The sequence below is a fragment of the Pseudomonas sp. Pseusp97 genome (assembly GCF_047304025.1).
Classification (GTDB): Bacteria; Pseudomonadota; Gammaproteobacteria; order Pseudomonadales; family Pseudomonadaceae; genus Pseudomonas.
Genome location: NZ_JBGLYK010000210.1, coordinates 1 through 9,753 on the forward strand (window position 1 = coordinate 1; position 9,753 = coordinate 9,753).

The window sequence follows — 9,753 nt, forward strand, 5'->3', positions numbered from 1 at the left end:
TGATGTGTATAACAGCCCGGCCGCCCTGCACTCACCGGTGGCCTTGCCGCTGGTGCCCGCGACCGAGGGAGCGAGCAGTGATGAGCCGCTGGAGATTTTCAACGGGCTGGGCGGCTTCGCGCTGGGCGGGCGTGAGTACCACATCGCTCTGAACAATGGCCACATGACCCCGGCGCCGTGGATCAATGTGATCGCCAATCCAGCGTTCGGCTTCCAGGTCTCGGCGGAAGGCAGCGGCTACACCTGGGCCGGCAACAGTCGGGACAATCAGCTTAGCCCCTGGTCCAACGACCCGGTCATCGATCCTGCAGGTGAGGCTTTCTACCTGCGCGACGAAGACAGTCTGGCAGTCTGGGGCGTTACCGCCCAGCCGATCCGCGACGCAGGCTTGTACCGCGCCGCCCATGGTTTCGGCTACAGCCGGTTCAGCCACACGGCTCACGGTATCGAGGCGCAGCTGCTGCAGTACGTGCCGCTGGAAGACCCGCTGAAGATATCGCGGCTGACACTGCGCAATACCTCCGGCCGGCCGCGCCGGCTATCGGTGACAGCTTACGTGGAATGGGTACTGGGTACCGCGCGCGGAGCCTGTGCCCCTTTCATCCTGACGGGGGTGGATGTCGACAGCGGCGCGCTACTGGCACGTAACCCATGGAGCATCGCTTATTCCGAGCGGCTGGCTTTCGCAGACCTGGGCGGGCGGCAGAGCAGCTGGACCGCCGATCGCAGCGAATTCATCGGTCCTGCCGGTAGCCTGTCGGCTCCTCGGGCGCTGCTCGGCACCACGGCGTTGTCGGGCGCCAGCGGCGCTGGCTTCGATCCTTGCGCTGCCCTGCAATGCATCGTCGAGCTGGGCGTCGGCGAGTCCGTGGAAGTGCTGGCGTTGCTGGGGCAGGCCGGATCGAACGAGGATGTTAGTCGACTCGTGCTGCGTTACCGCAGTCTTGATCTCGATGCAGTGTTGGCCGACGTGACCCGGTATTGGGAACAACGGCTTGGCGCGGTTCAGGTCCGCACGCCCGATCGCGCCATGGACTTGATGCTCAATGGCTGGCTGCTCTACCAGACCCTGTCGTGCCGCATCCATTCCCGATCGGCGTTCTACCAGGCCAGCGGTGCTTATGGTTTCCGTGACCAGTTGCAGGATGCTCTGGCGTTGTCGTTCGCCTGCCCAGAGCTGACCCGCCACCACCTGCTGCGGGCCGCCGGGCGCCAGTTCGTCGAGGGCGATGTGCAGCACTGGTGGCTGGAACAGACGGGGCAGGGAGTGCGCACGCGAATCTCCGATGACCGGGTCTGGTTGGCCTATGCCTGTGCCAGCTACATCGAGTCATCCGCGGACCTTGCGGTGCTCGACGAAATGCTGCCTTTCCTCGAAGGGCCACAGCTGAATCCTGGCGAGAGCGATACGTTTTTCCAGCCGATGCTTGCGGAGGAGAGCGCCTCGCTGTTCGAACACTGCGCTCGGGGCCTGGACCGGTGCCTGGAGATGACCGGCGCCCACGGCCTGCCACTGATGGGGAGCGGAGACTGGAACGACGGAATGAACCGTGTGGGCGTCGGCGGCCAGGGCGAAAGTGTGTGGCTCGGCTGGTTGCTGTTGCATACCCTGGAGCGCTTCGCTGCCCTGGCCGAGGGGCGGGATGAGGTACGGTCCGTGCGCTGGCGAAAACATTCGGCGGCGCTGCAACTGGCCTTGGAGGAGCATGGTTGGGACGGCCAGTGGTATCGCCGGGCGACCTTCGACGACGGCACCTGGCTCGGTTCGGCGGCCAGCGACGAATGCCGGATCGATTCCATTGCCCAGTCCTGGGCAGTGCTCTGCGGCGGTGCGAATCCCGAGCGTACAGCCACTGCCATGGCGTCGCTGGAGCGCTGGTTGATCCGTCAGGATGAGGGGTTGGCCTTGCTGTTCACTCCCCCCTTCGATCAATCAGCACATGATCCCGGGTACATCAAAGGCTACCCGCCGGGCCTGCGCGAGAACGGCGGGCAATACAGTCATGCGGCGATGTGGAGCATCCTGGCGTTTGCCCGTCTCGGTCAGGGCGACAAGGCGGCCGGGCTGTTCTCCCTGCTCAACCCGATCAACCACACGCGCACGGCGGCAGAGGTTGAGTGCTACAGGATCGAACCCTATGTCGTCGCCGCCGATGTCTATTCCATTGCCCCCCATGTCGGGCGTGGTGGCTGGAGCTGGTATACCGGCTCCGCTGGCTGGATGTACCGAGCGGGGGTGGAGGGAATCCTGGGGCTCCGGCGCGAGGGTGCAAGTCTGGTCATCGATCCGTGTATCCCGCTGGACTGGCCGGGGTTCGACGCCAGCGTAACGGTGGATGGTTGCCATTACAGCATCGTCCTAACCTCGGCCGGGAAGCACTGCCGCGGCATCCAGCGCGCGCTTCTGAATGGCTGTTCACTGGTCTGCGGCGAAAGCCCTGTGCGGGTGCCGCTGGCGGTTGGCGAGCATCGCCTCGAGCTGTTCCTGTAAACGCGTGTCACCCCGCCGTATGGCCTGGACGACGGGGAACGTAGGGTAGCAAGCGGTCGGTTTCCGCCTTCACCACCGCGTAGCACTCGCAACTCAATACCTCCAGGCGCGAGCGGTCCAGCACGGTGATCCGCCCCCGGCTGTACTCGATCACACCTTGCTTCTGCAGTTTGCCGGCCGCTTCGGTGACGCCCTCTCGCCGCACACCGAGCATGTTGGCGATGAGCTCCTGGGTCATGATCAGCTGGTTGCCGGGCAGGCGGTCGAGGGACAGCAGCAGCCAGCGGCAGAGTTGCTGGTCGATGGAGTGATGGCGGTTGCAGACAGCCGTCTGGGCCATCTGAGTGATCAATGCCTGGGTATAGCGGAGCAACAACTGGAGCATGTCGCCGTGGCGGCCGAACTCGTCCTTCATTCGTTGCCCTGCGAGCCGGTAAACGCTGCCGGCGCTTTGCACGATAGCGCGGCCGGGGGTGCTCTCGCCGCCCATGAAGACGGCTATACCGACCAGCCCCTCGTTACCGACCACGGATATCTCGGCCGATGCACCACTTTCCATCACGTACAAAAGCGAAACGATGGAGTCGGTGGGGAAGAACACGTAACGCATCGCATCACCGGGTTCGTAGATCACCTTGCCCAGTTCCAGGCGTTGCAGCTCCAGATGGGGGAAGAGGCGCTCCTGAACCTCTCGGGGGAGTGCGGCCAGTAAATGGTTCTGCGCGGGGGAGGGAGTCTCTCGCATGGCGGCCTCCTCACGGGGCGTATCGCGACTACTCAAGCATACAGTTTCAGGCCTTTACCGGTGGTGCAAAGTTCCCTATCGCACAGACCGGACTCCCGCTGGCGCGCAGTCTGGAGCTTGCGGCGGCGGATGCTGATCTGGCGCTTTGTACGACCAAGTCATCGCATCTTTTCAGGGATTTTCCATGAACATTGAAGATGGCGATTCCTTCAGTATGTACGAGGGCCATAACGGCGTAGCCGCCGATGACCATTCCTGTCTCGGCCCCCAATTGCTGAGCGCAGATACGCTCATCGAGAGTGACATCTGCAACTTCGAGGACGAAGGTCTTGGCGGCCTCAAGAAAATCATGCTGTATTCGCAAAGTAGGTAAGTTGCCTGCGCCGGGCTGTCGTTCGGCGGATTCCTGGAGATGGGAGAAAAACAGTTTGCAATTCCATGGAGTCTCTTGAGGCTGGATACGGTGAACAAGCGCTTCGTGCTTGATGTTGACCAAGACCGCCTCAGCAGCGCACCGAGGTTCGACTAGGATGATTGGCCGGACATGCAGGGCCCGACATGGGGCGGGATATACATGCTTTATATGAAGCCCGGCCGATTGAGCTGTCATTCCCCAACAATCTCGAAGTATCGACGAGGAATCTCGGGCGAGTTGCCCGGATCACCACGATCCAGTCGCCAATAGCCGACGTCGTGCCATTGGCCCAGATTGAAACCGACTTACTGGAAGGTGCCGATGTGCCGGAAGCCCAGCCGCTCATGCAAACCGACGCAATCCGCGTTGGGCAGCGCGATGTCGACAGAGGCAGCGTTGAATCGCTGCTTGGCGAGTATGTGAAGTAGCTTGCTGTAGAGGTCGCGGCTAACCTCCGCGCGTCGCTCGCTCTCCGCAATTATAGACAGTGACATCCACTTCCGAGCGGTGTGCTGCTCGGGCCCTGTACTGGCTGGCGCAAGCTTAGCCAACCAGACGCCCATCGCGCTCCGCGACAAGGTAGGGTAGGTCTGCTGGGGCGTGACGACGCGCTCCCGTATCTCCTCGCCGCTCGGCGGCAGCTCCTCTGGGGGTCGCCGTGCCGGTCACAACCGGAGCACAGATGGCCTGGATAGCCGCAGCGTCCTCGGGGCCGGCGTCTCTGATTTCGATTCTCATGGCGGCCTCAGATTGGGCGCTGACTCAGGTGGGCGGAAAGTTGCTAGGCGCTCTCCATGCGTTCCGAATAACGATCCGCCAGGAAGCCCTGGCTATTACGCAGCAGGGTGAACTTCACCAGTTTTTCCATGACGTCCACCACGCTATCGTAGTAAGCCGACGGTTTCGCACCCCCGCGTCGTCGAACTCCAGGTAGGCCTTGGGTACCGAGGTTTGGTTGGGAATGGTGAGCTTTTCGCTCGACGACGGACCCAAACTGGAATGGAAACAGGCCGCTCCATTCTTGCTGGGTCATGCTGATTACCCCAGGGGGCGATCGATGAGGGGAGTATCAGCGGCGAATCTGAAAGTAGTCTGAAGTCGCTGAGAGCCAGCGGCGGTGGAAACGAAATATCCAGCACGCGCGTTATAAGGGCATTCCACCCATAGGGCTTGGCCGAAGCTCTTTTGGAGCTAGGAGCGATGCACCCTATTCCTTCACTCATGTGGAGGACGAATCATGGCCACACACAAAACGAAAGCTTTCGAACCTTGGAACAAGGGCAAACTGGTCGGCCAGAAAGCACCGCTGAGACTCAGGGACATTTGGGCTATCAGAGTGCGACTGGAAATCGCAAACAAGGAACGTGATCTGGCGCTGTTCAACCTCGCCATCGACAGCAAATTGCGAGCCTGCGATTTAACGAAGCTGCGCGTCAGAGACATCGCTCACGGTGATCATGTATCGACGCGTGCAATCGTCATGCAACAGAAGACCCAGCGGCCGGTCCAGTTCGAAATCACCGCCCAGACGAGAGCATCAGTTGAAGCTTGGATCAGTGCCGCCCACCGTCGCAACGACGATTTCCTTTTTCCCAGTCGTGCTCGACATTCGGCGCACATATCCACGAGGCAGTACGCCCGCATAGTGAAAGCTTGGGTAACGACAATCGGTCTCGACCCCACGCTCTACGGAACCCATACGCTTCGTAGAACCAAAGCATCGCTGATCTATCGCAGAACGAAGAACCTGCGTGCGGTTCAACTGCTGCTAGGCCATACGAAACTGGAGAGCACCGTTCGATACCTCGGGATTGAGGTGGACGACGCTCTAGAAATGGCGGAGCAAACTGAGGTTTGACCTTTTCTCCAGGTTGGCGCCGGGTTTCGAGCCGGCGCCTCTTTGAGTCAGCTAGCGACCCATAGCTGATATCGACAGGTACTAGGTGACACGCCCTTAGGCCCTGTGTTCAACCAAATCGATTGCAGAATCAGAGATAAGGGGGGAGTGTGACCTCATAGCGCCCGAGTTTTGGCGGAAATCCCTTCCCCCGTTCGGTCGTCAGCCGAGGACGGTATGGATGATCGACGATTCACCTCTGGTCTAAACATCGCTACGTGCTTTCTGAGGATGTTGGCGGATGAGCTCTCTACAGAAGCCGCCCCATCTGATCCCCCCTTTTCTGCTCAGCGCTTCAACGAGCTTCGGCGCAACATTGAGTGCTGCGTATTTATTTTGGAGAGCCTACAAGCGAGTCACGGGCATTCACCTGGCATTCAAAAGCAGCCTGAAATTACCCACAGCTCTGGATGGCTCGCAGCGAGAGGTCAGAGTACTGGCGTAAACCTGATTTGGCTGAGCTACCCATCAATTCCACCGTGCGTCGGATAAAAAACGGGTAACGCGAATAATGTGAACGTAGGCGAGGAAGTGCCTTCTACCGCTGCACACGCAGGAGATTAGGCATGGAAACGCTCCGAGGTCCACCCACAGAATGCGTCACATACGTACTCATTCTTGATGATGATTCGACTCTTGCCAGAGTCCTGGGGCTGGCGATGGAAGATTACGGAATCCCCGCCATCGTTCTTGGAAGTGCTGATGATGGACTCGCGTGGATCAATGCAAATCCAAGTCAACTTGCCCTCTTGCTCACTGATATCTCAATGCCAGGAGAAATTGACGGCTTGGAGCTAGCGCGCCAAATTGCGCAGAGATCCCCAAGCATCCCCATTATCATTATGTCAGGCGGCTATTGGAGTAGAGACTTCCCGGCCTACCGCTTTCTCGACAAACCATTTGATCTCACGGCACTCATGACCACAGTAAAAGAGGCTCTTGCTCTTCCACACTAAGCGAGTGGATCGCATGGGCGCCTATCCAAGTAGTTTGAGTAGTTCCTCGGGGGGCAGCCGTCTGTTCTGCGCAAGGTCACGACGATACAGCTCTATCACCTGGCTCGCTTAATTCATTGGTTGAATGCCTGCTTGCTTTGCCGCATGGCACAGCTCTGACCAGACTTTATGCCGAAAGAGGGACCCAGCCTCCTCGCGAGACATCGAAGCAGGAATTAGCAGTCTGATCTGTTCGCGTAAGGAGGGAGTCAGCTCTAGGAAGGCTAGGATTGCGAGCTCGATCATTTCACGTTCGGTGTCTTTCATGACTGCTGTCCGGAAGCAAAAATGAAAGTTAAGCGATTGTTTGGGCTGGTCTTCCACGGTTGCGGCGTCTACAACGACCAAGGCCTTTTCAACATAGCTCAGCATCGGAAAATCATCACCAGCTACGCCGCAGAAGAAGCTATGAGCTGCTACGACAGTCCGCTAGTGGCCGGATGCTGCCTCCAGCGAGAGGCCGCTACCGACCCATAGCTGCCGCTCATTGGCTGCTCTCGGTGAGTGAGCCTGTCGGCAGTTTCGGTCTGCCTGCCTGCCCGCCCTGCGCCTAGTATCGCTTAGTGGTCGCCTCGTATGGGAAAAAGGCCCTGGCTCCGGTTTAGTGGCGCGCCACTATCTCAGCAGATCAATCAGGCCTATCCCCGTGATTCGTTAACGTCTTGTACTAGTCAGTTGTGGGGTCAAGAAGGACTGCCTGAAGTAAGCGCGGAAGGCCTGTTTGGCGGGCGTCCATTCGCGCTCCCGGTGCCAGGCCAAGCCCACGCTCATCGAGGGTACCGGGTCGATCAGGCTCTGTGTCTCGATGCGTTTGCCTTCCAATGACCAGGGGCGATAGACCAGGTCGGACAGAATAGCGACTCCTGAGCCATTGGCGACCATGCTGCGAACGGCTTCCACTGAACTGGTGTGCAGGATCACCTGGGGCTCCTGCCCGCTTGCTCGCCAGTAACGCAGGGAGGACTCTCCAGCTTCGTCGACCGTGAGCATGATATAGGGCTGATCGGCGACATCGGCCAGGGTCACCGCCGGCTGCTCGGCGAGGGGATGGCGTGTGGGCAGCCAGAGCCGTCGAGTCGAGCTGAACAGTGTTTCCGAGGCGATCTGTGGCTCGGTCAGGTTACCAGTCAGCACCACCGCCATGTCGTAGCGGCCATCAAGCAGTCCCTGCTCGATATCCACCCGTTCCTGCTCGTGCAGATGCATTTGCAAGTCCGGATACCACTGTGCCAGGCGCTGCAGATGGTGGGGGAGGAAATAGCCCATCACCGTATAGCTGGCGGCGACGTTCAGATTGCCGTTGAGCTGGGTGTCCGGCAGCGGGCTGTTCAGAGCGTCATCCACGCTGCGCAGGATTGAATAGGCGTGGTTGAGAAAGTGCCGGCCGTTGTCGGTCAGTGTCATGCCCTGGGCCGTACGGGTGAACAGCGCGGCGCCGAGCAGGTTTTCCAATTCCTGGATCGCGCTGGTCACCGCTGATTGCGAGATATGCAGGTTCACTGCCGCTTGGGAAATCTGTCCGACCTCGGCAGTAGCGACGAAGTAGCGCACCTGGCGCAGGGTGAAAGCCATGGAATTGCTCCGGCAGGTATCGATTTTTCAGAAACTAGTCTATCGGATAATAAATCTACCCAATACCGCCGCTGCGACTTAACGTCACCGTACTGACCTTACAAATTCAAATACAGAGGCCACGCGGCGATGAAAACAGTCGATCTCAATTCCGACATGGGTGAAGGTTTCGGCCCCTGGACCATCGGCGATGGCGTGGATGAGGCGATCATGCCGCTGATCAGCAGCGCCAACATCGCCACCGGTTTCCACGCCGGCGATCCGAACATCATGCGCCGCACCGTCGAGCTGGCGCTCGAACACGGCGTCGGCATCGGCGCCCATCCTGGTTTCCGCGACCTGGTCGGCTTCGGCCGCCGGCACATCAACGCGCCCGCCGCCGAGCTGATCAACGATATGCTCTACCAGCTCGGCGCCCTGCGTGAGTTCGCCCGCCTGCACGGCGCCAAGCTGCAGCACATCAAGCCCCACGGCGCGCTTTACATGCACCTGGCGCGCGACGAGCAGGCCGCCTGCGAGTTCGTCGGGACCCTGCAGCGCATCGACCCCGAACTGCGGCTGTTCTGCATGCCTAACTCGGCCACCTGGCGCGCCGCCCAGGCGCTGGGCCAGCCGACGGTGCGCGAGTTCTACGCCGACCGCGACTACGACAACAGCGGCTCCATTGTCTTTATCCGCCGGGTCAAGGCGCTCGACCCGCAGGAAGTCGCCGCCAAGGTGCTGCTGGCCTGCCAGGAAGGCCGTGTGCGCACGGTCGAGGGCGACGACATCGAGATCGCCTTCGATTCGGTCTGCGTCCACAGCGACACCCCCGCCGCACTGGCTCTGGTCCAGGCCACCCGCGCGGCGCTGCTGGACGCCGGCATCACTATCAAGGCGCCGCGCTGAGCGCCGTCCCGCACGACGGGAAACCCCTTGCTGCATCTGCCATCCACACATTCGAACAATAGAGGAACAGTCATGGCCGAACATAACGTGCAGTCGCCCCTGCCGGGCACCTTTTACCGCAAGCCGACGCCGGATGCTCCGGTCTATGCCGAGGTGGGCCAGCGGGTCGAGCCGGGCAGCGTGATCGGGCTGGTCGAGGTGATGAAGCAGTTCTCGGAAGTGCTCGCCGAACGTGCCGGCATCTTGCAGGCCTTCCTGGTGGAAGACGGCGAGCCGATCGAGCCGGGACAGGAACTGGCGACCATCAGCGTCGACGCGTGAGGACCGGAACATGTTGAAGAAACTGCTGATCGCCAACCGTGGCGAGATCGCTGTGCGCATCATCCGCGCAGCGCGCGCCCTGGGGATTCCCACCGTTGCGGTGTGCAGCGAGGCGGATGCCGATTCGCTGGCCGCGCGCCAGGCCGACGAAGTACGGATCATCGGCCCGGCCCGCGCCGACCGCAGCTACCTGAATGCCGAAGCCCTGTTGCAGGCGGCGCGGGAAACCGGCGCGGACTCGATCCACCCCGGCTACGGTTTTCTCTCCGAGAACGCGGCCTTCGCCCAGGCGGTGGTCGATGCCGGGCTGGTCTTCGTCGGCCCCGATGCGCAGACCATCCGCCGCATGGGGGACAAGGCCGCGTTCTCGGAGAGAAAACCGTAGCCGGGGTGGATCGAGTCCGCGACGGTTTCCAGCGCCGACCGCAG

9 protein-coding genes and 3 pseudogenes are annotated in these 9,753 nt (G+C 60.8%); 7 read left to right on the top strand and 5 right to left on the bottom strand.

The features are described 5' to 3' along the window. A partial coding sequence (locus tag ACCC94_RS24280) for a GH36-type glycosyl hydrolase domain-containing protein (RefSeq protein WP_413352165.1) occupies positions 1-2,491 on the top strand: 2,491 nt, incomplete at its 5' end. A 7-nt stretch (positions 2,492-2,498) separates the two neighbouring features. Here ACCC94_RS24280 and ACCC94_RS24285 read toward each other — a convergent pair. After that, positions 2,499-3,236 carry a Crp/Fnr family transcriptional regulator gene (locus ACCC94_RS24285; RefSeq protein ID WP_192319026.1) on the bottom strand — a complete coding sequence of 246 codons (738 nt, stop codon included), beginning with the start codon at positions 3,234-3,236 and terminating at the stop codon, positions 2,499-2,501. Positions 3,237-3,282: 46 nt separating this feature from the next. Continuing rightward, the gene (locus ACCC94_RS24290) at positions 3,283-3,732 is read right to left on the bottom strand and encodes a hypothetical protein (protein WP_412547972.1); all 450 of its coding nucleotides are present in this window, start codon (positions 3,730-3,732) and stop codon (positions 3,283-3,285) included. A 62-nt stretch (positions 3,733-3,794) separates the two neighbouring features. Between ACCC94_RS24290 and ACCC94_RS24295 the strand changes: the two genes are divergently transcribed. Then, positions 3,795-4,079, top strand: a complete 285-nt coding sequence (locus ACCC94_RS24295; RefSeq protein WP_192290374.1) for a hypothetical protein — start codon at positions 3,795-3,797, stop codon at positions 4,077-4,079. A gap of 353 nt (positions 4,080-4,432) precedes the next feature. Here the strand turns inward: ACCC94_RS24295 and ACCC94_RS24300 are convergent. After that, positions 4,433-4,617, bottom strand: a pseudogene (locus tag ACCC94_RS24300) (arsenical resistance protein ArsH); the annotation flags it as partial. Positions 4,618-4,888: 271 nt separating this feature from the next. Between ACCC94_RS24300 and ACCC94_RS24305 the strand changes: the two are divergent. Together ACCC94_RS24305 and ACCC94_RS24310 are read left to right on the top strand one after the other, a co-directional pair. Then, a complete protein-coding gene (locus tag ACCC94_RS24305; RefSeq protein ID WP_192290373.1) occupies positions 4,889-5,509 on the top strand; it encodes a tyrosine-type recombinase/integrase in 621 nt (206 codons plus the stop codon). 605 nt (positions 5,510-6,114) lie between these two features. Beyond that, positions 6,115-6,504, top strand: a complete 390-nt coding sequence (locus ACCC94_RS24310; protein WP_192290372.1) for a response regulator — start codon at positions 6,115-6,117, stop codon at positions 6,502-6,504. Between the two features lie 693 nt (positions 6,505-7,197). Here ACCC94_RS24310 and ACCC94_RS24315 read toward each other — a convergent pair. Then, a complete protein-coding gene (locus ACCC94_RS24315) occupies positions 7,198-8,115 on the bottom strand; it encodes a LysR family transcriptional regulator (RefSeq protein ID WP_413352166.1) in 918 nt (305 codons plus the stop codon). Between the two features lie 129 nt (positions 8,116-8,244). Between ACCC94_RS24315 and ACCC94_RS24320 the strand changes: the two genes are divergently transcribed. From ACCC94_RS24320 to ACCC94_RS24330, 3 genes and pseudogenes are all read left to right on the top strand, one after another. Beyond that, positions 8,245-9,003, top strand: coding sequence for a 5-oxoprolinase subunit PxpA (locus ACCC94_RS24320; RefSeq protein WP_413352167.1), 759 nt, complete (start codon positions 8,245-8,247; stop codon positions 9,001-9,003). 72 nt (positions 9,004-9,075) lie between these two features. Then, positions 9,076-9,324, top strand: a complete 249-nt coding sequence (locus tag ACCC94_RS24325) for an acetyl-CoA carboxylase (RefSeq protein ID WP_413352168.1) — start codon at positions 9,076-9,078, stop codon at positions 9,322-9,324. Between the two features lie 10 nt (positions 9,325-9,334). After that, positions 9,335-9,685, top strand: a pseudogene (locus ACCC94_RS24330) (biotin carboxylase N-terminal domain-containing protein); the annotation flags it as partial. Between the two features lie 23 nt (positions 9,686-9,708). Here ACCC94_RS24330 and ACCC94_RS24335 read toward each other — a convergent pair. Next, positions 9,709-9,753 (bottom strand): annotated as a pseudogene (locus tag ACCC94_RS24335) (hypothetical protein); the annotation flags it as partial.

Coding starts and splice junctions, on each gene's coding strand:
- ACCC94_RS24320 (WP_413352167.1), top strand. CDS start 8,245: ATGAAAACAGTCGATCTCAATTCCGACATGGGTGAAGGTTTCGGCCCC.
- ACCC94_RS24325 (WP_413352168.1), top strand. CDS start 9,076: ATGGCCGAACATAACGTGCAGTCGCCCCTGCCGGGCACCTTTTACCGC.
- ACCC94_RS24295 (WP_192290374.1), top strand. CDS start 3,795: ATGGGGCGGGATATACATGCTTTATATGAAGCCCGGCCGATTGAGCTG.
- ACCC94_RS24315 (WP_413352166.1), bottom strand. CDS start 8,115: ATGGCTTTCACCCTGCGCCAGGTGCGCTACTTCGTCGCTACTGCCGAG.
- ACCC94_RS24285 (WP_192319026.1), bottom strand. CDS start 3,236: ATGCGAGAGACTCCCTCCCCCGCGCAGAACCATTTACTGGCCGCACTC.
- ACCC94_RS24310 (WP_192290372.1), top strand. CDS start 6,115: ATGGAAACGCTCCGAGGTCCACCCACAGAATGCGTCACATACGTACTC.
- ACCC94_RS24305 (WP_192290373.1), top strand. CDS start 4,889: ATGGCCACACACAAAACGAAAGCTTTCGAACCTTGGAACAAGGGCAAA.